Origin of the sequence: Synechococcus sp. PROS-7-1, assembly GCF_014279795.1 — a bacterium.
GTDB lineage: Bacteria > Cyanobacteriota > Cyanobacteriia > PCC-6307 > Cyanobiaceae > Synechococcus_C.
Window position 1 is genome coordinate 247,169 of record NZ_CP047945.1, and the last position, 23,039, is coordinate 270,207.

The 23,039-nt window shown below is 62.6% G+C and carries 18 protein-coding genes; 11 read left to right on the forward strand and 7 right to left on the reverse strand.

Annotation, left to right across the window (positions count from 1 at the left end; genetic code table 11):
• Window position 1: 1 nt before the first annotated feature.
• Complete coding sequence (locus SynPROS71_RS01170; RefSeq protein WP_186596109.1) at window positions 2–1,258, reverse strand: FAD-binding oxidoreductase; 1,257 nt, start codon at window positions 1,256–1,258, stop codon at window positions 2–4.
• Between SynPROS71_RS01170 and SynPROS71_RS01175 the strand changes: the two genes are divergently transcribed.
• A complete protein-coding gene (locus tag SynPROS71_RS01175; RefSeq protein WP_186596110.1) occupies window positions 1,257–2,660 on the forward strand; it encodes a four-carbon acid sugar kinase family protein in 1,404 nt (467 codons plus the stop codon). The genes SynPROS71_RS01170 and SynPROS71_RS01175 overlap by 2 nt on opposite strands.
• A 12-nt stretch (window positions 2,661–2,672) precedes the next feature.
• Here SynPROS71_RS01175 and SynPROS71_RS01180 read toward each other — a convergent pair whose 3' ends face one another.
• Together SynPROS71_RS01180 and SynPROS71_RS01185 are read right to left on the reverse strand one after the other, a co-directional pair.
• The gene (locus tag SynPROS71_RS01180; RefSeq protein WP_186596111.1) at window positions 2,673–3,998 is read right to left on the reverse strand and encodes a (Fe-S)-binding protein; all 1,326 of its coding nucleotides are present in this window, start codon (window positions 3,996–3,998) and stop codon (window positions 2,673–2,675) included.
• Window positions 3,999–4,031: 33 nt separating this feature from the next.
• On the reverse strand, window positions 4,032–5,456 hold the full coding sequence (locus SynPROS71_RS01185) for an NADP-dependent isocitrate dehydrogenase (RefSeq protein WP_186596113.1): 1,425 nt from the start codon (window positions 5,454–5,456) through the stop codon (window positions 4,032–4,034).
• A 91-nt stretch (window positions 5,457–5,547) separates the two neighbouring features.
• On the opposite strand from SynPROS71_RS01185, the gene SynPROS71_RS01190 reads away from it, so the two are divergent.
• Complete coding sequence (locus tag SynPROS71_RS01190; RefSeq protein WP_186596115.1) at window positions 5,548–6,498, forward strand: glycosyltransferase family 2 protein; 951 nt, start codon at window positions 5,548–5,550, stop codon at window positions 6,496–6,498.
• On the opposite strand, the gene SynPROS71_RS01195 is transcribed toward SynPROS71_RS01190, so the two are convergent.
• Complete coding sequence (locus SynPROS71_RS01195; protein ID WP_186596117.1) at window positions 6,473–7,777, reverse strand: ChbG/HpnK family deacetylase; 1,305 nt, start codon at window positions 7,775–7,777, stop codon at window positions 6,473–6,475. The genes SynPROS71_RS01190 and SynPROS71_RS01195 overlap by 26 nt on opposite strands.
• 71 nt (window positions 7,778–7,848) lie before the next feature.
• Between SynPROS71_RS01195 and SynPROS71_RS01200 the strand changes: the two genes are divergently transcribed.
• From SynPROS71_RS01200 to SynPROS71_RS01240, 9 genes are all read left to right on the forward strand, one after another.
• Window positions 7,849–8,301 carry a hypothetical protein gene (locus tag SynPROS71_RS01200; protein ID WP_186596119.1) on the forward strand — a complete coding sequence of 151 codons (453 nt, stop codon included), beginning with the start codon at window positions 7,849–7,851 and terminating at the stop codon, window positions 8,299–8,301.
• 74 nt (window positions 8,302–8,375) lie between these two features.
• Window positions 8,376–9,089: a heme oxygenase (biliverdin-producing) gene (locus tag SynPROS71_RS01205; RefSeq protein ID WP_186596121.1), complete on the forward strand. Its 714-nt coding sequence runs from the start codon at window positions 8,376–8,378 to the stop codon at window positions 9,087–9,089.
• Window positions 9,086–10,150, forward strand: coding sequence for a glycosyltransferase (locus SynPROS71_RS01210; protein WP_186596122.1), 1,065 nt, complete (start codon window positions 9,086–9,088; stop codon window positions 10,148–10,150). Before SynPROS71_RS01205 ends, SynPROS71_RS01210 begins: the two co-directional genes overlap by 4 nt.
• A gap of 83 nt (window positions 10,151–10,233) precedes the next feature.
• Entirely contained in the window at window positions 10,234–12,057 is a 1,824-nt protein-coding gene (locus SynPROS71_RS01215) for an ABC transporter ATP-binding protein (RefSeq protein WP_186596123.1), read from the forward strand.
• Window positions 12,050–14,275 (forward strand): glycosyltransferase, encoded by a 2,226-nt coding sequence (locus tag SynPROS71_RS01220; RefSeq protein WP_186596124.1) that lies wholly within the window; start codon window positions 12,050–12,052, stop codon window positions 14,273–14,275. The genes SynPROS71_RS01215 and SynPROS71_RS01220 overlap by 8 nt, the downstream gene beginning before the upstream one ends.
• The gene (locus tag SynPROS71_RS01225) at window positions 14,275–15,423 is read left to right on the forward strand and encodes a glycosyltransferase (RefSeq protein WP_186596125.1); all 1,149 of its coding nucleotides are present in this window, start codon (window positions 14,275–14,277) and stop codon (window positions 15,421–15,423) included. The genes SynPROS71_RS01220 and SynPROS71_RS01225 overlap by 1 nt, the downstream gene beginning before the upstream one ends.
• A complete protein-coding gene (locus tag SynPROS71_RS01230) occupies window positions 15,416–16,699 on the forward strand; it encodes a glycosyltransferase (RefSeq protein WP_186596126.1) in 1,284 nt (427 codons plus the stop codon). Before SynPROS71_RS01225 ends, SynPROS71_RS01230 begins: the two co-directional genes overlap by 8 nt.
• Complete coding sequence (locus SynPROS71_RS01235) at window positions 16,696–17,844, forward strand: glycosyltransferase (protein ID WP_186596127.1); 1,149 nt, start codon at window positions 16,696–16,698, stop codon at window positions 17,842–17,844. The genes SynPROS71_RS01230 and SynPROS71_RS01235 overlap by 4 nt, the downstream gene beginning before the upstream one ends.
• Complete coding sequence (locus SynPROS71_RS01240; RefSeq protein WP_186596128.1) at window positions 17,841–18,707, forward strand: sulfotransferase; 867 nt, start codon at window positions 17,841–17,843, stop codon at window positions 18,705–18,707. Before SynPROS71_RS01235 ends, SynPROS71_RS01240 begins: the two co-directional genes overlap by 4 nt.
• Here the strand turns inward: SynPROS71_RS01240 and SynPROS71_RS01245 are convergent.
• From SynPROS71_RS01245 to kdsA, 3 genes are read right to left on the reverse strand one after another with little or no spacing between them, the layout of a single operon-like run.
• A complete protein-coding gene (locus SynPROS71_RS01245; RefSeq protein WP_186596129.1) occupies window positions 18,674–20,515 on the reverse strand; it encodes a hypothetical protein in 1,842 nt (613 codons plus the stop codon). The genes SynPROS71_RS01240 and SynPROS71_RS01245 overlap by 34 nt on opposite strands.
• 12 nt (window positions 20,516–20,527) lie before the next feature.
• Complete coding sequence (locus SynPROS71_RS01250) at window positions 20,528–22,138, reverse strand: hypothetical protein (protein WP_186596130.1); 1,611 nt, start codon at window positions 22,136–22,138, stop codon at window positions 20,528–20,530.
• On the reverse strand, window positions 22,138–22,989 hold the full coding sequence (gene kdsA, locus SynPROS71_RS01255) for a 3-deoxy-8-phosphooctulonate synthase (protein WP_186596132.1): 852 nt from the start codon (window positions 22,987–22,989) through the stop codon (window positions 22,138–22,140). Before kdsA ends, SynPROS71_RS01250 begins: the two co-directional genes overlap by 1 nt.
• Between the last annotated feature and the right edge of the window lie 50 nt (window positions 22,990–23,039).

Genomic DNA, 23,039 nt, shown 5'->3' on the forward strand with positions numbered 1-23,039 from the left:
CTCAGCTGAAGGGTGTAGCCACCCCTGGCAGTCGTCCCCGGGCCAGTTGCAGCCTGGGGTCAAACTGCCTTTTCACCGCTTCGATCAGGGGTCTGGAGGGAGCATCCAACCAGGCGTCCAGCGCCTCCTGGCTCTCCGGCACTGACGGTTGAATCAGCACTGTGAGCTCACCTCCCAGATCCGCCACCTGCCGGCGCAAGTCTGCGATCGCGTAGGCGGGAGTGGCTGGACCTTGCGCCTGCCAGGCATCGCCGCTCCCCCGTCCGGCACTGACTCGCCAGCACCAGCCCTTGAATTGTTGACACGTGTCACTGGCTAGCAGTTCGGCGCAGCGGGCTGGCGGCAGGTTGAGGCGCAGTAACCAGGCCGGATCAGCTCCGGGAGCGATCGGATCGGGCAGCGGGTCGCTCCAGCTCTGGCGCTCGCTGGCGAGGTGCTGCTCATCAGCCAAGGCCTTTATTTGATTGAGCTGGTCGTCCACGGCGGCATCACTGATGCTGGCCACTCCCAGCCTGAGGCAGCAGCCCTGATCTTCGCTGTGCTCCCAGTCGATCCAGTCGGGTGTGAAGCCCCCCCCCACCACCGCCTGTCGCAGCGGCTCGAGGGCCGTGGGGAGACCGCGGAGCACCAACAGGCCTCGCGCCCTGCGGATGGGCTGTACCCGCAGCGTCACCCCCGTGATCAGGGCCAGGCTGCCCCAGCTGCCGCAAAGCAGCCGCATCAGGTCGTAGCCGGCCACGTTTTTCACGACCCGCCCGCCGGCCTTGGCGGCAACGCCATCACTGCGCATCAGGCGGATGCCGATCAGTTGATCGCGCACCCCCAGATGGCGCTGGTGCAAGCTGCCGGAGAGTCCTCGGGCCACCAACCCGCCCACCGTTCCGGCGCTGCTCCCCAGTTCCGCTGCCGTGCCCCAGGGCCAGTCCACTGGCAGCCACTGCCCGCGCTCGGCCAGGGCGTGCTGCAGATCGGCCAGGGGCAGCCCGGCCTCCACGGTGATCGTGAGGTCATCAACGGCGTGGTCGACGACCCCGTTCAACCGGCGGCTGCTCACGGCCGCTCCGGCCTGCTGCAGTGGCGCTCCCCAGTGCAGGCGGGTTGCTAGGCCCGCCGGCGTCCAGGGACGGCCACTGGCATGCAGGTCGCGCACCAGCGCGCTCAGCTCGGCTTCGCTCTGCGGCTGCAGCAGCGTTTCGGAGTGGACCACTGGTGCTGAATCGGTGATGGTCGGATGCGTTGCGCGCCATGATCGTGCCATGACCATTGTTGTGATCGACGACGATCCCACTGGGTCGCAGACGGTGCACAGCTGCCCGCTGTTGTTGCTCTGGGATGTGGACAGCCTGCGCCGGGGCCTGCGCCATCGCTCGCCGCTGCTGTTTGTTCTCGCCAATACCCGTGCGCTCTCGGCTGATGCGGCGGCTAAGCGCAACCGGGAGATCTTGAGCGCCCTTCACCAGGCTCTGGAGGCCGAGGGCATCCCCGAGTCCCAGCTGCTGCTGGTGAGTCGTGGCGATTCCACCCTGCGCGGGCATGGCGTGCTTGAACCGGCCGTGCTCGCCGCAGAGTTGGAGGCACGTTTTGGGCCCGTGGATGCCACCTTGCATGTGCCGGCCTTCCTGCCCGGGGGGCGCACCACTGTGGATGGGGTGCACCTGCTGCATGGCGAACCGGTGCACACCACGGCCTTCGCCAACGATCGCAGCTTCGGCTTCAGCACCAGTGCTCTCGATGCCTGGCTGGAAGAAAAGAGTGGGGGAACGATTCCGGCGCATGCGGTGCTGCGGCTGGGGAGAGACCTGCTCGATCGGGCGGCTGATGCGGCCCCTGAAGGAGTTGAAGCACTGGAGGCCTGGTTGCTGGCCTTGCAGGGCAATGTTCCGGTGGTGGTGGACGCCGAGCGACAGGAGCAGCTGGATGCCCTCGGGGCGGCCGTGCGCCGGTTGCAGGGGCGCAAGCGTTTGCTGTTCCGCGCCGCTGCGAGCCTGATCAATGGGCTGGTGAATGCTGGCGAGGCGCCCCTGGGCCCCCAACCCCTGTCTGCGCCTGCTCTAGCCAAGCTGCGTCGCCGGGATTCCACCGGCGAGGCCTTGCCCGGATTGGTGCTGGTGGGGTCCCATGTGCCCCTGGCCGATGCGCAATTAGCAGAGCTGCTGGCGGATGGCCGTTGCGCGGCACTCGAGCTGCCGGTGCCCCGGATCGCGCGGGTGCTGGAGGGGGGCACCCCGGATCTGCTACTGGCTGATCTCGAGCAGGAGTGGGGCGCGCATCTGCAGACATGCCTGGCCCAGGGACGCACACCGGTGCTGTTCACCAGTCGCGGAGAACTCACCTTCGGCGAGGGCGCTTCGGCCCAGCGTCGGCGCCTGCAGTTCGGCCTGGCCTTGGCCCAGCTCACGGCCAGGCTGGCGGCGGCACTCGCACCGCAGCTGGGTTACTTGATTAGCAAGGGCGGCATCACCACCGGCACCCTGCTGGCGGAGGGTCTGCAGCTGGAGGCCGTGCAGCTTGAGGGGCAGCTGCTGGCTGGCCTGTCATTGGTGCGGCCTTGGGTGCCTGGAGGGCTGCCTTGGGATGGGCTGCCAATCGTGACCTTCCCTGGGAACCTGGGAGATCGAAGCACCCTGGCGGAGGCTTGGCGGCTGATGGAGGCGGGCTGAGTCTGTGTCGGCTCAGATCGTTGAATCGATGGTTAAACCGGCGGCGCGGGCCAGCAGCTCCATCGGATGCCGCACCTTCGGTCCGTCCTCTGGCAAATGGCGGCGCAATTGCAGGCTGCAGCCAATGTTGGCGCTGGCAATCACACTGGCGCCGGTGCGGCTCAGATCTTCCACTTTGAGCTGTCCAAGTTCGGCCGCTTCCTGGGGTTGCACCAGGTTGTAAATCCCGGCACTGCCGCAACACACCCCGGCTTCTGTGGCTTCACGCAGCTGCAATTCGGGGATCATGCGCAGCAACGACCGCGGCTCGCGGCTGATGCCCTGCCCGTGAATCATGTGGCAAGCATCGTGATACGCCACGGTGATCGGCAGGGGCTGCAGGGCGGTGCGGAAAGTCTCTGAGAGGCCTCGTGCCGCCAGAAATTCATGCACGTCGAGCACGGGGCAGGACAAGCCGCTTTGCTCGTCACTGAGGAGTTCGCCGTAGGACTTCATCGTGTGGCCGCAGCCGGATGCGGCCACCAGCACGGCGTCGAGCCCCTCGGGTCCTGCGACCGCCTCGAAGCTGCGCACCAGATCACTGGCCAGGGAGCGGGTCTGCTCCATCTGTCCCTGGTGATGGCTTACTGCACCGCAGCAGCCCTGGTCGGCAGGGATCACTACCTCGAAGCCATTGGCTTGCAAAACAGCCACGGTGGCTGCATTCACCTGGGGGTCAAAGCAGCGCTGCACGCAGCCCAACACCAGGCCCACGCGGCCGCGGCGCTCGCCTGTGGCGGGTGTCACCAGGGGGAAGCGATCGGCGAAGCCTTCCGCTGCCAGCGGCGGCAGCAGCGCTTCCATGGCTGCGAGTTGAGGCCCGAGCAGGCGGGTGAGGCCGCTGCGCCGGACCAGGGTCTGGAGCGGACCTCCCGCATAGGCCCGTAAGGGGGTGAGCAAAGCGCGCAGGCGGCTGGGATAGGGCAGCACCGCTAGCAGCAGCTGCCGGAAGGTTTGTTGCCAGGGGCTGCGCAGCTCCGCGGTGTTCAGTTTCGGCCGGGTGGCTTCGATCAGCTGGTCGTAGCGCACGCCGGAGGGGCAGGCGCTCACACAGGCGTAGCACCCCAGGCAACTGTCGAAGTGAGAGGCCACGGTGGCATCGAGCGTGAGCTCACCCGCTTCAATCGCCTTGAGGGTGTGGATGCGGCCGCGGGGGGAATCCATCTCCGTGCCCAGTACCCGGTAGCTCGCGCAGGTGGGCAGGCAGAAGCCGCAGTGCACGCAGGGGTCGGTCACACCGGAGGGGAGCCCGGGTAGCCGTGAGGGCGGGGAGGTCTCGGAGCTGGAACGGGCGCTCATGCAGGCAGTCTGGCGGCTTGAATGCCGTGGGGTTTAAAACCTCTCGATGATCGCTTCAGCAAAGCCGCTGCAGCTCACCGGATCCACCTGGGGCTCCATCAGTCGGGCCAGGTCATAGGTGACTTGCTTGTCGGCAATGGCCGCACTCAGGCCCTTGGTTACGAGATCAGCGGCCTCCTGCCAGCCCAGGAACTCCAGCATCATCACGCCGCTGAGGATCACCGAGCCCGGGTTGATCCGATCGAGGCCGGCATGCTTTGGGGCGGTGCCGTGGGTGGCTTCAAAGATGGCGGCGGTTTCACCGATGTTGGCCCCGGGGGCCATGCCCAGGCCGCCCACCATGGCCGCGGCGGCATCGGAGATGTAGTCGCCGTTGAGGTTGAGCGTGGCCAGGATCGAATACTCCTGAGGTCGGGTCTGGATCTGCTGGAAGATGCTGTCGGCGATGCGGTCATCAACCAGCACCATGGCTTTCCACTTGCCGCCACCGTGGCTGCTGCCGATGGCGTCGATCACGGCCTGCACTTCGGCGTCGATGTCCGCCTTCTTCTCGGGGGTGAGGCTGTCGTAGCCCGGCTCGATCATGCGGGCGTTGGCCTGCACACTCAGGCCTGGGTCCTTCTCGAGGTTGCCGAGAATCCAGCTCTCCCGCTCGGTGATGCACACATCGCGGAACTCGGTGGTGGCCAGTTCGTAGCCCCAATCGCGGAAGGCGCCCTCGGTGAATTTCATGATGTTGCCCTTGTGCACCAGGGTCACGTGGCGCTTGTCGCCCTCCAGGCGCAGGGCGTGCTGAATCGCTTTGCGGATGTGGCGCTGGCTGCCGTGCTTGCTCACCGGCTTGATGCCGATGCCGGAGCCTTCGGGGATCTGGCGCTTACCCAGCTTGCCGTTGGCGGGGATCACCACTTCGTTGAGGTGCCTCCGCAATTCCTGGCCGACCGCGTCATCAGCTTCCCATTCCACGCCCATGTAGATGTCTTCCGTGTTCTCCCGGTAGACGATCACGTCCAGATCCTGGGGACGCTTGTGGGGGCTGGGAGTTCCTTCGTAGTACCGGCAAGGACGCACGCAGGAGTACAGATCAAAGATCTGGCGCAGGGCCACGTTCAACGAGCGGATGCCGCCACCCACGGGTGTGGTGAGAGGGCCCTTGATCGCCACGCCATAGGTGCGAATCGCTTCGAGGGTGTCTTCGGGCAGGTATTGATAGGTGCCATAAAGGTCACAGGCTTCATCGCCCGCGTACACCTTGAACCACTCAATGGTTTTGGCGCCGCCGTAGGCCTTGGCCACCGCTGCATCCAGCACCTTTTGGGTGGCAGGCCAGATGTCCACGCCGGTGCCATCACCGCGGATGAAGGGAATGATCGGGTCGTTGGCCACCACAGGCTGACCGTTCTCGAAGCGAATCGGTGTGCCCTGGGCTGGGGCGGTGAGCTTCTCGAACTGGGCCATGGCTGATTCGCCGCCTCGCGGCATCACGTTGCGGCGAGCCTATGACTCGAGGAGCAATCTCTACAGTTCAACAGATTCTGCCGTCCGTCCGATGACGACCCGAGATGGTGTGTGGGTGGTGGCGGCCTGTTTCAACGAAGAGGCCGTGATCATCCGCTTCATCGAGCGGGTGCTGGCTGTGCCTGGGGTAGACCAGCTGGTGTTGATCGACGATGGCTCGAGGGATGCCACCGTGAATCAGATTCGTGGTTTCTTAACGCAGCGCCGCAGCCTGGACGTTCCGGTTCCGGTCACTTTGCTGGAACTCACCCGTAATTTCGGTAAGGAAGCTGCCATGCTCGCGGGATTAGATCACGTGCGTGAGCGCTGTGCCGCCGCGGTGTTGATTGACTCCGATCTCCAGCACCCGCCCGAGTTGATCGAGGCGATGGTGGCGGAATGGCGCGCCGGAGCCGAGGTGGTGACAGCGGTGCGCGATGACCGCGATCAGGAGTCGCGTTTGAAGGTGTTGAGTGCCTCGTGGTTCTACCGGGTGTTCAACAAGGTGGTGGATTCCATCCAGCTGCAGGAAGGGGCTGGTGATTACCGCTTGCTGGATGTTGCGGTTGTGGAGGCGTTCACCCGATTGCGCGAGTCGAGCCGCTTTTCCAAAGGCCTGCTGCCCTGGACGGGCTATCGCAGTGTGGAGTTGCCTTATCAGCGGGTCAGCCGGGTTGGAGGCACGACTTCCTGGAGCCCTCTCAAGCTAATTGGCTATGCCTTCGATGGGATTTTTTCCTTCTCCGTGCTGCCTCTGAAGGTGTGGACAGGACTGGGAGTCCTGGTCTCCGGTCTCAGTCTTTTGTATGCATTAGTGATTGCTTTGCGTACGGCTCTTGTGGGCCGCGATGTACCCGGTTACGCCTCTTTGATGGTTGCCGTGTTGTTTCTGGGCGGCATTCAGTTGATTGGTATTGGGGTGCTCGGTGACTACATCGGCCGGATTTATGTGGAGTCGAAGGCCCGGCCCCACTACTTCATCCGCTCGATTGATCAGGGGTGATCGTGAGTGCTTCAAGTGCTCGCCACTCTCTCTGTCTCCAGTTTGATCGCGCAAACGATTGGGAGATTGCGAAGCCGGCTTCGGCGAGATCCTGATTCAAGGGTGCGCTGGGATGGGCCAGCAGTAGCGGAGCTGTGTTTTGAGCGTTGGCCTCCAGGCTGCTGAGTTCTCTCCAGGCTGCCTGAAGCGCTGCACCTGCCATGTGCCCGGTGAACAGCACGCCAGCAAACCCCCCATTGGTGCTCAGTCCGCACCCCTGAATTTTTGCTCGAGCACGCCAACTCAACAGCTGCAAAATCAGCCACTTGAGCAATCCTGCGTCACGGCAGGCCTGCCACCAGCAGCCCAGGGGCAGCCCTGTGGGTAACGGTTCATTAGTGCTGCGCAGCCAGGTAATGCCTGATGCGCCTGCGCGGTCCAAAACGGCGTCGAGCACCACCGGCACAAGGTGGATGTGTTGATGGCCATCGAGGGCGATGGAACCGTTCCCGCGCAAGGCCCGAAACTGTTTGATCTGAGCATCGATCTCGAGTCCCAGCTGGGCGACTACCTTCGCCCGCCTGGGATGTCGGCGCGGCAGCAGTGACAGCAACAGCCATTGTCCGAAGGAACAGTGGAGATGTCCTTGGCGATCTAAGAGATCGGGAATCAATCCGGGGGCAGCACTCGATGGCCCCTCGGTGAGGCAGAGATGAAGACAGAGCTGCAGGTCTGGCTTGTTCATCGCCAGTGCTTGCCAGGCTTTGGCACCTTCAGCTGCGGCTGGACCGTTCACCAGAAGACTGGTTCCTTCCAGCTTTCCGGCCTGCGCCAGAGCCACAATTGCAGTGTTCGCAGCGTGGCTGAGGCCAAGATCATCAGCATGGCGGAGTGGCATTAAGTTTCCGCCCTGGCGGCGCTGCAGGCTGAAGCGAGCTGCTCTCGACCAGATCAATGCATTCAGCACTGTTGGCGTGAACACCAGCACAGCCACTTCGGCGGCTTTGGGGAGCCATCCAGACAGAGCCAGCGGGAGCACACTGCTGACAGTGAGGTTGACGACGTACTGAAGGATCAACCAACGGCGGGCGAAACGTTGGCCGCCGGTTTCAGGTCGGAACGTGAAGCGGGAGTGGCCGAGATAGCTCGCCAGGGATGCGGCAAGAAAGGCCAGAGGGTTGGCGATCCATAACGGCATCAGGCCTCCCAGAACCAGGAGTGCCATGGCATGCACGGCCGCAGCTCCGACTCCGACCAGTCCGTAGAGGCTGAGACGGGTGCTGAGAGACCTCAGGATCATGGTTGCAACCGTAACGGCTGCTGGCGCGAGACGTCATCAGCATTCAACCTGAGAACAACGATGTAAGGCGGGTGAACGCAGCCGATGCCGTGAACAGCGTGGGATTGGTCCAGGCTCTTGCCTCGGCGGTGACCCTTGTCAAGCAGCGTTTCCCTGCCGCCCGCGCCAATCTCAGCCCCTGGAGAGATGATCCCCAGACCCGCCACTGGCTGGAGGAGGAAACCCTTGATCTCTCCTTTCATTTCCCTGGCTGGAGTCCACGCCTGGAGTGCCGCAGTCTGCTCCTGCAGTTGCGGTTGAAGCGTGCCGCCACAAGGAACCCCCAGGCACCTCCCGAGCTTCTCGGCGTGCTGATGCGTGGCATGACCTTTGATGGCGAACGCTGGCGTCTGGCGACCATGGGTGATTGGCAGCCGGAAGGCTCCCACCTGCCTCAGCGGGAGCAGGTTCACCAGTTGCAGGAGATCTGTCGCGATCTCTTCGCCCTTTTTGAGGATTCGGCAGCGTCGGATACGGCTGCGTAACCCTTCGCAACCCTCCGGACCGTCTTGAAGGAGATCGCTTTTATGGTTGCAAGCACTGAACACGCGCTTCTCCCATGCCCGTCGCTCTCGCTTCCCAGCTCCGTGAAGGAACGAAGAAGTCGCACACCATGGCTGAAAACACAGGGTTTGTCAGTTGCTTCCTGAAAGGTGTGGTGGACAAGGGCAGCTATCGCACCCTGGTGGCTGATCTTTACTTCGTGTACACCGCGATGGAAGAGGAGATGGCGCGTCTCGCCGATCATCCGGTGATCGCACCTATCGCCTTCAGCGAACTGAACCGCCGTGAGGCACTTGAGCAGGATCTGGCCTTCTACTACGGAGCTGACTGGCTTCAGCAGATCAAGGCAACGCCTGCGGCTCAGGTTTATGTGGATCGCATCCGCCAGGTCGCCCAAGAGTCTCCCGAATTGCTGGTGGGCCATCACTACACCCGCTACCTGGGTGACCTCTCCGGTGGGCAAATCCTCAAGAACATCGCGCAGAAAGCGATGAATCTTGGCGAGAACGACGGGCTGCACTTCTATTCCTTCCCTGAAATCGCTGACGAGAAAGCCTTCAAGACCACGTATCGCGCTGCAATGGACCAGTTGCCGATTGATCAGGCAATGGCCGATCGCATGGTGGAGGAGGCCAACCATGCCTTCCACCTCAACATGAAGATGTTCCAGGAACTGGAGGGCAACCTCGTGGCAGCGATCGGCAAGGTGCTCTTCGGCTTTCTCACCCGCCGTCAGCGCGCTGGCAGCACCGAGGCTGTGGCTGCTTGATCCCATCTGGAGCCGACGCTCAACGCATCCGGGTTCTGGTGCCAGGCACTGGGACCCGTTTTCGTTGTGGCGGATTGAGCGTTGCCCTGCAGACCGCTCGTTTGTTGTCGGATCTCAGGCCGACGGAGGTGGTGACCTATCGAGAGCGCAATGGCGCCCAGCCGTTTCTCGCGGATCTGCTCCGTCAGGAGCCGGCTCCAGGTCAGGGTCTTTGGATTGTGAGCTGGGGCTTTGATGTTCCGGCTCTACTGCGGCGTCTGCGAGGGCGTTCCGTGCTGTATCAAGCCCACAGCAGTGGTTATGGCTTTGATCTTCCCCCTGGGGTTCCCGTGGTTGCCGTCAGCAGGAACACCCTTGGGTACTGGGGAGATCGTGCTCCTCGCAATCCTCTCTTTCTGCTTCCCAATGCCCTGGAGCCGCAGTGGTTTGAACGCGGTGCGCGAGCGTCGTCACAGCAATCCGCGAGGCCCATTGATGTGTTGGTGCAGCGGCGCAAAAGCAGTGCCTACGTTTTGAACCAGCTCGTGCCTGCTCTGCGGGCCAAGGGCTTGAACGTTGAGGTGCAGGACGGTTGGGTCGATGACCTTGTGGAACTGTTCAATCACGCCAGCGTGTATCTCTACGATTCCGCTGACCATTGGCGTTGTGCGGGCGTCAGTGAGGGGTTCGGCCTGCCGCCGCTTGAGGCCAGTGCCTGCGGATGTGTGGTCTTCAGCAGTTTGAACCACGCCCTCGCCGATATCCTCACGCCTGGGGAACTGGGACATCAGCTGGGCTGTGGTTCCCTTCAGCATGATGTTGCTCGCATCACGGCAGCTGTCGCCCGACCCGCGGACTGGCGTCCCGCGGCTTCGGATCTCGAGCGATTGCTGACTCCCTACAGCGAGGGTGCCTTGTTGCATGGCTGGCAGCGGGTGCTGAATGAACTGGATGAACTGATGCCTCGCCTTCAGGCTGAGCCTGCGCTCCGATCGGTTTCCCTGGCTGCCCTGCGTCGCCGTCGCTGGCTGCGTGCGGCCAGGAGGGTGGTCAATCGGTTGCCTGGCTGGCTGCCAGGGTGATGAAGGGCTTCGCCTACACCCTTTAATAAATGGATGTTCAGGGCCAAGTCACTCCACAGACCGTGGACATCAGCCATTTGTCGATGCCCCTGAAGAGCAAGACCTGGAAAGAACTCAAACTTCTGCTTGAGGAGCTGTCCCCGCAGCGCCTCCGCTTTCTCTGTTTTGTGCTGGCAGCGTCCCTGTTCCAGGGAATCGTCGACATTCTGCTGATCGGTCTTCTTGCCCGACTCGTCGGCTTGTTGGCAGGGGCCAGGCTCGGCGATCAGATTCCAGGGATTCGTTTTTTCGGTGGAGGTCTGTTTGATCAGGCCGGTTGGATCGTTTTGCTGCTAATCGCGGCGTACTGGTTGGCGTCGGGCATCCGCTTTGGGGTGGCGTTGTTGGAATCGTTGTTGACGGCTGATATCTGGGCTGACCTTGTTAATAAGGTCTATCGCAATCTGATGCTTCAGCGTTATGAGTTTTTCATGCGCAAACGCACATCAGTGCTTTCAGAGAAGTTCAACCGCATTCTCAGTCGTGTCACCGGAGCAGTGATTACGCCGTTAATCGCCATTGCTAGCAGTCTTATCTCCGTGATGGCGTTGCTCCTTGGAGTTGCTTTCGTGCTGGGTGCAAAGGCGCTCTTGATCTTCTCGTTGCTTGTGGTGGCTTATGCCCTGTCTTCAAAGCTGATCACTCCATACCTGCGTCTGGCTCTCAGGCAGAAAACGCGCTATTCGCGTCGCTTGCATGTGATTTTTTCCGAGTCATTGCGCTCCATGCGCGACATCCAATTGTATTCGTCTCATTCTTATTTCGTTGAGAGATTTTCGAAGGAAGGTGCTATTGCGAAGCGCAATGATCGTTTGGCCAGTTTGCTTCCTAATGTCCCTCGGTTTGTGATTGAACCTGCGGGTATCACCATTCTTTTTGCTGTGGGTCTAGCTCCTGCGCTGTTCTCTGGTTCCAGTGAAGGGTTGCGTGAATCATTGCCAGAAATCGCCACGGTTCTCGTGGCGTTGCTGAGGATTTCAGGCCCAATGCAATCCGTCTTTAAGTCCATCAACAAGCTCCGCGGCGGCTTACCCGAGGTCACCGACGCCATTCAGCTTCTCAAAATGCGGCCGGATCGCTTTGTCTTGGGGGACCCCGGTGTGCCTTCGCCGGATGGGATTCTGCCGCGTCGCTCAATTGATCTGTGTGATGTGTCGTTCGCCTACACCGATGCCAAATCGGCTGTGCTTGACAACATCAATCTATCCATTCCTGTAGGGGCGAGAATTGCTCTGGTGGGGCGCACAGGTAGTGGAAAGACCACTCTCGCCCATCTCCTGCTGGGCTTGTATTCACCGACCGCCGGAGATCTTCTTCTGGATGGACTTCCGTTGTCTCAGGAGGAAATTCCCGCCTGGCAGGCAAGCTGCGCTTTTGTTCCACAGAACATCAAGCTTCTTGATGCCAGCATCCGCGAGAACGTTGCCTTCTGCGAATATCCAGATGAGGTCGACGACAATCAAGTTTGGGCGGCACTTGAGGCCGCGCAGTTCTCCGATTTCGTTGCTCAGATGCCCTACGGGCTTTACACCCTTTGTGGTGAAGATGGCGTCAAGTTGTCGGGTGGTCAGCGTCAGCGTCTGGCTCTTGCTCGTGCGTTTTACCGACAGGCGCAGTTCCTTGTTCTCGATGAGGCCACCAGTGCACTCGACAACAAAACAGAACACGATGTGATGCAAGCATTGGATCTGATTGGGCGTCGCTGCACGATCGTGGTGATTGCCCATCGCTTATCGACGGTGCGAAAATGCGATCGGATTTATGAAATTGACCAGGGGCGAATTCTGGCGTCTGGTGACTTTGAAACCCTCAAGCAGGTGTCGCCCAGTTTTCGGGATATGACCATGCTCGACATTGCGCATGACTGATGTGGTGCTGTTGTCCACTGCGGACTGGGATCATCCGCTCTGGACCAATAAGCAGCATCAGGCGCTGTCGCTTGCTGCACTAGGTCATCGCGTGCTCTACGTCGATTCACTTGGGGTGCGGTCGCCCCGGGTTGATCGCTCGGATTCCCGACGGATTTGGCGTCGTCTACGCCGGGGACTGCGAGGCCCGAGGCAGGTCAGGCCCAATCTCTGGGTGATTTCGCCGTTGGTTCTGCCTGGACGCAGTGCTGGCGTCTGGGGCGCGTTGAACCGTTGGAGTTTGGCCTTCTCCCTGTTTGTGGCCGACTGGGCTCTCGATTTTCGTAGCCCCCTGCTCTGGACCTTCAACCCCCAGACGCGCCGCTATCTGCGTCTGCGCAAATTTCACGCCACCATCTATCACTGTGTTGATCGCATCCAGGCCCAGCCGGGAATGCCGGTGGCTGCACTGGATGCAGCTGAAGTGGATCTCAGTGGTGCCGCCAATGCGGTCTTCACCACCTCGCCGGAGCTTCAGGCCTCCATCGCCCCGCGCAACGCCGGCACGCATTACTTCGGCAATGTGGCCGATGCCGACCATTTCGGACGTGCTCTTGATCCCTCTCTGGCTCCGCCACTGGACTGGCAGGACGGCTTCAGCGACGGTCCCGTTCTGATGTTCGTTGGGGCCATTGATGCCTACAAACTCGATCTGCCCCTGCTGGAAACCTTGGCCTCGGGGCATCCCCATTGGTCTTTTGTGTTCATCGGGCCTGTCGGAGAAACCGATCCCAGCACGGATGTGCGTGGTTTGAAGCGACTTCCCAATGTGCATCTGCTGGGGCCGAGGCCTTACGCCACCCTGCCCGCTTATCTCGCGCAAGCTGATGTGGCGTTGTTGCCCCTTCAGCTCAACACGTACACCCGCCACATGTATCCGATGAAGTTCTTCGAGTACCTGGCGGCTGGGTGCCCGGTGGTGGCCACGGCAATACCTTCGCTGCTGGATCAGGGTGATGTGGCGCTGTTGTGTCCCCCAGAGCCGCAGGCGTTCGCCGTGGCGATCGAATCGGCTCTGGCAGGGCATGGTCCCGCGAAGGCGCTACGTCTGGAGCGGGCCCAAAGCAACACCTACCGCACGCGTACCCAGGCGATGCTCGCAGTGCTGGATCGTCATGGTCTGCTGCCTATGCAGCCGTTGCCACCCCAGGCCCCGCCTTATCACCACGTGCGATCGCAATGGCGTTGGTCTTGGCTTGGAGCCCAGCTCAATCTGCTCGGTGTGGATGCCCTCGAGCGGTTAGGCGGGCGACGCTGGGCTGATTCCTGGTTGCGCGGCTCGCTCCAGCGAAGGCCGAACAACACCGTGCTGCTCGCCGGTTTGACGGAACGCTGCCTTCAGTCCGGCAACTACGACGAAGCCTGTCGCCTGATCGAACGGATCTGGGACGAGGACGGGGAAGCTGAGCTCCTTCGGCATCTCCTGTTTCGTCGGGGTTCGCGGCCCGGCAGTCGGTTGGACCAGCTGGCTCTGTTTGAGGCGCTGGCCTCCAGCACGCGCCTGCCGCTTCACTATTCCGGGTACTGCAGGGTGGTGCGCACCTACCGGGCGATCGATGCCAAAGATGGGGTTGCTCTCCGCCATGGGGTTGATGGCCTCTCGGAGATCGTGGCTTGGCTTGAGCAGGATCCCAATACCTATTGCTGCTTGAAACCCAACCGCGAGAACAGGGCCAAGCTGTTGATTTCCGCTCAGCTCACCCGGTTGCGGGCCTTGATGGCTCTGAAGGACACCCTTGGTCTGGAGCGTGCCTCTCTGGAGCTGATGGAGAGTGTGCGTCGCTACGACCCGTTTGCGATTGATCGCAAAACGGCGGTGCGGATGACCCGAAATATCCTTCGCAGCCTCACGGTGGCGGCGGTGATGGCTTGGCATGCAGGGGATGCCGATCGCTACGACCAGGTTGTGACTGAGGTGTCCCGCCTGCGGGATGCCTGCTTCCATGAACGCTTTGAGCCGATCATTCACAGCACGCAGGAAGATCACCGTGCGGTTGCGGATGCTCTGTTGAGGATGCTGAGTGATGCGCGCTGGTCTGGGGAGTGTCCTGACCAGCGCCCGGATCTTGAACAGTTGGTGGACCCTGTGCTGCTGGTGTATTTCCCTGATCTCCGCCGTCAACGGGCCGAGAAGGCGCGTCAGTTCCTGCAGTCGCTCGGCCCTCGGGTGATGGGGTGATGGCAGCCCCGAGGATCGCGTTTTGCATTGATTCCCTCAAGCTGGGTGGTGCCGAGCGGGTGTTGCTGCGTTGGGCTGGTTGGTGTCAACAAGCGGGTTGGTCTGTGCTGGTGATCACCCGACAGCCACCCCAGCGGGATGTGTACCCCGTGCCTGCTGGGGTGCAACGCCTTCAAGAACCTCCCTTGCCACGCCCTCTGGACCGGTTGGGCTGGCTGGCCTTCCCTTGGCGGGTGCTGCGCTTGCGGGGGCTTCTGCTGCAGCAGCAGTGCCGCTTGGCTGTTGGGATCACAACGCTGCCGGCGGTGAAGCTCTTGCTGGCCTGCATCGGTTTGCCGGTTCGCTGCGTGGTGTCGGAACGCAACTATCCCCCGGCCAAACCCCCCCTTCTGCCTTGGCGCTGTCTGCGTCGTCTCACCTATCCATGGGCCGATCTGCATCTGGTGCAAACCCAGCGCACCGGCGCTTGGCTGCAGCGTCACTGCGGGGTGCGTCGCCAACTGCTGATGCCCAATCCTGTGCAGTGGCCTCTCCCTGATCGTGCGCCCCATGTGCTGCCGGAGTCTTGGCTGCCGCCCGATGCGCCGTTGGTGCTCGGAGCTGGCACGAAGGCGCACCAGAAGGGTTTTGATCGCTTGATGCCGGTGTTCGCAGCCCTGTCCGTCACCCATCCCCAGCTGCATCTCGCCCTGCCGGGTGTGCCCGAAGCGCCCTACCAGGGGCTCGATCAGCAGAGCTGGCTGCGCACCATCCTCGGGCCTGATCCAACCTTGCAGCAGCGACTGCTTCTGCCGGGGATGGTGGGGTCGATGGCCTCCTGGTATGCGCGGGCCACGGTGTTCGTGCTTCCTTCGCGCTTCGAGGGATTCCCGAATGTGTTGTTGGAAGCGATGGCGGCGGGATGCGCCTGCGTGGCCAGCGACTGTCTCACCGGCCCTTCAGAGTTGATCGAGCACGGCGTGAATGGCCTGCTGATGCCCCATGAGGCCTCTACAGCTGACTGGGTAGCAGCGATCGATCAGCTTCTCGTTGACGCCGCGCGTCGCAGGCGCCTGGCTGCTGCCGCGATGGTCGTGCGTGAGCGATTCGCGCCCGATCGCCTCCGCCATGATTTTCTGGAGGCTCTGCGGCCACTGAGCGATGGATGATCTCTGGGTCGTATTGCCCCATCTCGGGGCCGGCGGGGCCCAGAAGGTTGGTCTTCTCGCTGCCGAACACTTCGCCTCCCAGGGCCTGCGGGTGCGGGTGTTGTCCCTGCGTCATGGTCATCCGATCAAGCACGCCCTGCCTGCGGGCGTCGAGGTGTTCGATCTCGGGCCGGATGAAGCGATCCTGCATCCCTGGTTGCGCGATGTCGCCGATCGCTCCCTATCGGCTCGGATGCGGCGCTTCAGCCTGGCGCAGGTGCTCAAAGTGCAGCGTGTCGCTTTGCGCCTGGCGATCATGCTGTGCTGGCCGCTGATCGAACGCCAGATGCATCCCCAGCGCAGCACCTGGGCGACGCGTCTGCTGATGCGGGGGATGCCCCGCCTGGCCGGGTATCGCTATGCCCGCCTGCGCCAGCTGGTTCAGCAACGTCAGCCCAAGCGCATCCTGTCGTTGCTTACCAAAACCAACGTTCTCTGCTGCGCGGCTGCCTGGGATCTTCCTCTGCATTTGGTGGTGTCAGAACGCAATGACCCGCGCCGTCAACAGCTGGAGCCGCTTTGGAGTCGGCTGCGCTCGGTGTTCTACCGCCGGGCCGACGTGGTGACGGCCAACACCCAAGGGGTGATTGATGCGTTGCAGGAGATGGGGGCCTGGCGACGGCTCGAGTTGCTGCCGAACCCCCTGCCCGCTGGGCTGGCCAGGCGGGATGTGGATCGCTCTCAGGTGCGCGAGCCCATGGTGCTGGCTGTGGCCCGTTTGGTCCCTCAGAAGGGACTGGATCTGCTGTTGCAAGCTTTCGCAGCCCTGCCTGAGGCCTGCCGTTCGGGCTGGTGTGTGGTGTTGGTGGGGGATGGCCCGGAGCGGCAAGCGCTCACAGAACAGGCGCGGCAGCTGGGAATCGCCGACGCGGTCACCTTTGCGGGCTTCCGGCCCGACCCGGTGAGCTTCATGCAACGTGCTGCGATCTTTGCCCTGCCCTCCCGCTTTGAGGGGATGCCCAACGCGTTGCTCGAGGCCATGGCAGCGGGGCTGCCCTCCGTGGTGAGTGATGCCTCACCCGGCCCACTGGAAATGGTGCGAGATGGGGTGCACGGATGCGTCGTGCCCAATGAGGATTGGCGCGCCTTTGCCGAGGCGTTGGAGCGTCTGATGTCCGACGCGGCGCTGCGGGACCGCCTGGGAGCAGCCGCTCGGGAGACCTTGTGCTCCCTCGATTGGGCTGTCGTGGAGCCCCACTGGCGCTCAGTGCTGGCCTTGCCAGATCAGGGCCCATGACGGCGCCATCCAGGCCTGATCGACTGTTGGTGCTGGCCCCGACGTGCCGGGCTGCCAGTGAAACCTTCATTCGCGCCAATCTGGAAGGACTTCCCTTTGCCATCACGGCGTTCTTCGGTGATGAGCGCCCTCTGCGTAGCCCCTGGCGGCTGGTGTATGGCATCGCCATCCTGTTCAGTAAGGTTCTCACCCGCCTGCGCTGTCCGTGGCTGGCGACCTGGCCAGCCTCCTGGGTCACCTGGGCCCTCATTCACCGCTATCGGCCCGATGTCGTGCTGGTGGAGTTTGGGTTTGAAGCGGTGCGGGTAATGGAGGCCTGTGCCTGGACCGGGGTGCCCCTGGTGGTGCACTTCCGTGGTTCCGATGCATCCGCGAGGGATCGGCTGGGGATGTTGGAGGAGCGTTACCGACGGCTGATGCGCATTGCATCGGCTGTGATCGTGAAGTCCAGGCCCATGGCTGACACGTTGCTGGACCTGGGTGCTTCGCCCGATTGGTTGCTGATCAGTCCGTCAGGCGCGAACAGTGCGCTGTTTCAGGGGAGCCGACCAGCGGCTGCTGATCCGGTGTTGCTGGCTGTGGGGCGGTTCGTGGAGAAGAAAGGACCGCTGCACACGATCCGTTCTTTCGCGCAGCTGTGCCATCAGCCGATGACTTCAACGCCGAGGCTGCAGTTGTGGATGGTGGGCGACGGGCCCTTGCTGGCCGAAGCCCAAACGCTGGTGCGTTCCCTGGCGCTCACCCAGCAGGTGCGGTTGCTGGGCGTGCGATCGCAGGTTGAGGTTGCCGCGCTGATGCGTGAGGTGCGAGCGTTTGTTCAGCATTCCCTCGTGGCCTCGGATGGCGACAGCGAGGGAAGCCCCGTGGCCGTGATGGAAGCCCAGCTCAGTGGTCTGCCCGTGGTGGCCACTCGCCATGCCGGAATCCCCGATGTGGTGCTCGATGGTGAGAGCGGTTTTCTTGTTGATGAAGGTGATGAAAAGGCGATGGCCGCTGCCATGGCCCGGGTTGTGAACGATCCGGAGCTGGCGGCCCGTCTGGGAGACTGCGGGCGACGGCGGGTGCTTGCGGGTTTCACCGTTGACCATCACCTCCGCCAGGTGTCGGAGCTGTTGAAAAAGGTGATCGAGGCGTCCCGGCGATGACAAAGCTTCTGTTGATCCGTGGCCTTGGCCACAGCGGCACCACCATCCTCGATCTGGCCCTTGGTGCCCACCCGCAGATGGTTGGACTGGGCGAAGCGGCGCGCATCCTGGAGCGGCCTGCCGCGGCTGATGGTGATCGCGGTCCGGCTCGCTTGCGCGGGGAGCTGCGTTTCGAACGTCGCTGTACCTGTGGGGCGGTGGCCGCCGAGTGTCCTGTCTGGGGGCCGCTCCTGGAGTGGCTTCCTGCCCATGACCACTGGTCTTTGGCGGCCAAGATGCATCGTCTTTTTGAGGGGCTTGAGCGGGTGCGGGACCCGCAGCAGGCGCCTCCGGCCTGGGTGGTGGATTCCTACCAGGACGATTTCATCCTCCCGTTCGTGCAGGATCCCAAGCTTGAAATCCGCATCGTGCATCTCACCCGCGACGTGCGCTCCTGGGTGCATTCCCGGGCGCGCCGCGGGCGAGAGCAGGGCCGTTGGCTGCCGGGTCTGCGCCCGGCACTGCGCTGGTGCCGCACGAATGCCCGCCACGATCGCCTGTTGCAGCGCGGTCCCCATTCGGTGCTGCGGGTGGGATACGAAGAACTAGCCCTTGAGCCTGAGGCCACCCTCAAGCGTTTGTGCCGTTGGCTGGATCTCGACTTCTCGGAGCAGATGCTGCAGCCAGGCTCTTTCAGCCAAAGCCATGTGCTGTCAGGCAATCGCATGCGCTTTGACCCTGAGCGCAGTGCTGCCATTCGCTACGACAATGCCTGGATGGCGAGGCCCTCTGGGGTTGCGGAGCTGGCGCTCGGTGTTCCCTGGGTGGCTGAGCTCAATCGCCGGCTTGTTTATTCCGCAGTGGGCAGCGCCCGAAAGCGATAAATCCGTCCATTGCGGACGCGGTCGCTGTAGCGATACACCTCCTCGTAGTCGTTGAGGGTGTCGCCGAGGAATCCCAGCCCGCCCTTGTCGATGTTGATCAACAGATCGCCGGCTTTGGGCTGGTAGTCGGAGCCTTTGTTGATCCCATCCACAACGCTGTAGCGGCGGGTGTCGGGATCCAAGTACACCAGGCGGTCGTAATGAAAGCGATCGAGATGGCGATTGCGACGAAACCACGATTTTGTGTAGATCACATTCACATCGCGACCGCTGCGTCTGGTGTCTCGGGTGATGGTTTCAATGCGCTTCACCGTTTGCAGCCAGGACGCCTGTTTGGTTTTCAGGTTGACGACGCGCTCGAGAAAGTTGTCGTCAACCTGGTGTTCTACGGCAATGAATCCTGCGCAACCGACGACCCCTGCCAAGGCTGTGGCGCCAGCGCTTCCTAGGCGGCGAGAGAGCCTGGGTGCGATCCAGGCGGTCCAGGCAAAGGCCAGGTCCAGCACGGCGACCAGCTGCACCGGAAGCGCCATGTAACTGTTGCCCTCGTATCCCACCAGAACGTAAAGCGCGCCTGCGTACAGCACAGCGCCGCTGGTGAGTCCATCCAGCAGCTGGATGGATCCTCCATGCCGTAGCAGGGTGCTGATGCGGACCACCAGATAGGTGAGCGGAATCCACAGACGAGGATCCGCGGAGAGCTGGTAGATGTCGTTGGAGCTGTAAGCCGTTTTGCCGTGGTACAGGCTTGGCAGATAACTGAGGTAGACGTACGCCAGAACGACCACGACCAGCAAGCTGCTGATCCAGAGCTCCAGCTGGTAAGACCGCAACCAGCGACCGATCCAGGCCATCCGGGTCGGGCGCTGCAGCGCGGCCAGCGTTAGGGCTGGTCGTCCCTCAATCCGTCCAGCTGCTCCAGCGATCAGCGTGACCAGCGCTGGTGTGACAAACAGCAGCACGGCGATCTCCTTGAAAAAGAGCCCGATCAGGGCCCAGATCAAGGTGAGTGCCTGGCTGCGCCGATCGCCGCTTTGCAGCGCATCGAAGTAACAAACGCTGAACGCCATCAGGCACAGCGTGAGCATGCGCTCGGCGTAGATCAGCTGAAAGAAGGCAAAGCCAGTGGATGGTGCCGACAGCATCAGGAGGCTGATCATCAGCAGCAGAGCCTTGGCTGGAGGCCCCGGGCTCAGGCGCTGGATCAGGCGATGGGCCAAGACGACGATGGCGAGCAGTTCAGCGGCGCTCACCAGCATCCAGACCTTCACGTAGGCCGTGAACCAGCTCAGAACATGCAGATCCTGGTGGGCCAGGGGGAAGAAGCGGTAGTCGTTGCGCAGCATCGTTTCCGAGATGAACTCGTAGCGGACGCTGAAGTTGTCGAGAAGTTTGTGGTCGATGATGCCGTCGTACCAGCCCACCAGCTCTGGAAACAACCAGTGGGTGCCGTTGACCATCGCCACGGTGTAGGCGATGAACAGCAGCAGTACGACGGGGTGCTCACGACCGAAGCTGAGCAATTGCCGATGCCATGGTCTGCCTGTGGGTGGCCGTTGGGGGTCACGGCGGCTGAACCAGAGCAACCCCACAACCACCAATCCCAGCAGGGCCAGTCCCAGATCGTGGGAGGTGCGGTTGTAGTGATAGAGGAGGTCTCGGCCTTCGCTGCTGCGCGGGGAAGGCAGGGAGTTCAACGACCGCAGCAGCCATAGCCAGGCCACCAGGGCTGCGGCGCCCAGGGCACTGCAGAGGCCGAACATCCAGGCCCACCGCTGACGACGCCGTTGAACGAGGCTCTGAAACATGATTTGCGCTCTTCAGCGATGGCGAAAGATCCGTCCGCCGCGCCTGCTCTCGCCATGGCGGGCGATTTCTTCGAAAGCCTCACCATCCTGCCCGAGGTCGCTGCGTTGGCGTTTGTCGATGATCAGCAGGTAGTCCCCGCGGCGGGGTTGGTAGGTCTGCCCCTGGTTGCGGCCGTCCACCACGGTGTAAGTCTTGCGCGTGCGGTCGTATTCGATTAGGCGGTCTGCCTTGATGCCTTGCAAGGTGTGCTGGTTGAAATAGGAGCGCATAAAGATCACGTTCACCGCAGCCCCCTGCTCCCGGGTGGCACGGCTGAGCTCCTCCATGGCGTTGTAGGTCTCGTGCCAGATCGACTGGGTGGTCTTGATTCGCGAGACGCGCTTGATGAAGGTGTCGGAGGCACGGTGCTCAAGTCCCAGGATCAGCAGGCTTGCGCTCAGAGCCACGGCGCTGACCGCGATGACACCCAGGCGCTGGCTGAGGCGCGCGGAGACCCAGCACCAGATCATGCCCAGATCCATCACCGTGATCAGCTGCACGGGCAGGGTCCAGAAGCTGGCGTAGGGGTAGCCCACACTCGCCCAGAGCGCCGTGGCGTAAACGAGGGCTGCGAGATTGAGTCCGTCGAGAAGATTGGCTTGCAGGCGCCGCCGCACCATGGCCTGCAGCCTCAGTGCACTGAAGCCCGCGAGCGTGAGCAGACGCCAGTCCGCGTCAAGGCGCCAGCGCCCGTCGCTGCTGAACGCACTGGCCTGCGCCATCAGACTGGGCAACAGGCTTAAAACGCCGTAGGACACCGCGACGACGGGCAGCAAGGCAATCAACCCCACCTCCAGCGAGCGCCACTGGCGGGCCTGGGGTGTGGTGATCCATCGCACCAGGGCTGGCGTCACGATCAACAGCACGGCGATGTCTTTCACGAACACGGCCACCAGGGCCAAGGCCAGGGTGAGAGCCCCATCACGCCGCTGGCCGTGTCGTTGAAATCGCAGATAAAAAAACGCGAACCAGGCCAGTAGGCACGTAAGCAGGCGTTCGCAGTAGATCAGCTGGAAAAACCCCCATCCCGTTGCAGGGGCGAACAGAAACAGCAGGGCCATCACGAGCAGCAGCTCCTGCCGGCGTGGTGGACCCGCCAGGTCCTGCACGATCCTTGCGCTCAGCACCACGATGGAGATCAGCTCGGCGGCACTCGCCAGCATCCACACCGTCACGTAGGGCGTGAACCAGCTGAGGGCGTGCAGATCCTGATGGGCGAGTGGGAAAAACCGGAAGCTGTTGCGCTGCATCGTTTCGGCGATGAAACGCTCTTGGAGTTGAAAGTTGTCGATGAGGGGGCTCTGGACGATCCCTTGCACCAGATCGGGCAGTTCTGGATAAAACCAGTTGGTGCCATGCACCATCGCTGCGGTGTAAGCCGCAAACAACACACTCACCAGCGGGTGCTGGCGCATCCAATGCAGGATCTGCCGGTGGAGAGGGTGCGAGGCGCACGTCCGGGAGGGCGTATCGCGATAAGCGATCACAAGCAGGCCCAGCACGCTGATGCCTGCCAGCGACAGCACGACCCCGTGGCTGATCTGGTTGTAAGCCAGCAGCCATGGCTTGCCGGCGGCCGGCATCATTGGATGGTGAGAGCTGGCATCGACTTCACCAGGGCATCCACGGCTTTGAGCTGGGTGAGGAATGGCTCCAGTTGATGGAGCGGAAGGGCGCTCGGTCCATCGCAGCGGGCCTGGCTTGGATTTGGATGGGCCTCCAGGAACAGGCCGGCCAGTCCCACGGCCATCCCTGCGCGGGCGAGATCCAGCACCTGACTGCGGCGACCCCCCGAGGCAGCGCCACCGGGATCACGGCACTGCAACGCGTGGGTGACATCAAAGATCAAGGGGAGGTCATCGCAGCAGCGCTTCATCACGCCGAAACCGAGCATGTCCACCACCAGGTTGTCGTAACCGAAATTGCTGCCGCGCTCGCAGATCAGCAGCCGCTCATTGCCGCATTCGCGGAACTTCTCCACCACATTCGCCATCTGAGAGGGGCTCAGAAACTGCGGTTTCTTGATGTTGATCACGGCGCCGGTGCGTGCCATTGCCTCCACCAGATCCGTCTGGCGGGCCAGAAAGGCGGGCAGTTGGATGATGTCGCACACCTCTGCCGCCGGGGCGGCCTGCTCCGGGGTGTGCACGTCGGTGATCACGGGGATGCCGTGCGCGTCCTTGACGGCCTGCAGCATCGCCAGCCCATCGGTCAGCCCGGGGCCACGGAAGGAATGAATCGAGGACCGGTTGGCCTTGTCAAAGGATGCCTTGAAGACAAGGGGGATGGAGAGCCGGCGGCAGATATCGGCGTACTGCGCCGCTGCATCGAGAGCAAACTGCTGCGACTCCAGCACGTTCACGCCGCCAATCAGCACGAAGGGCGCGTCGTTGGCGAAGGTGATCGATCCAAGACTGACCTGCCGCGCTGCCATGGTTGAGCTTCCAGGGCTGAAAGCCTAGGCCTCGTGCTGGAGCGGGCCGT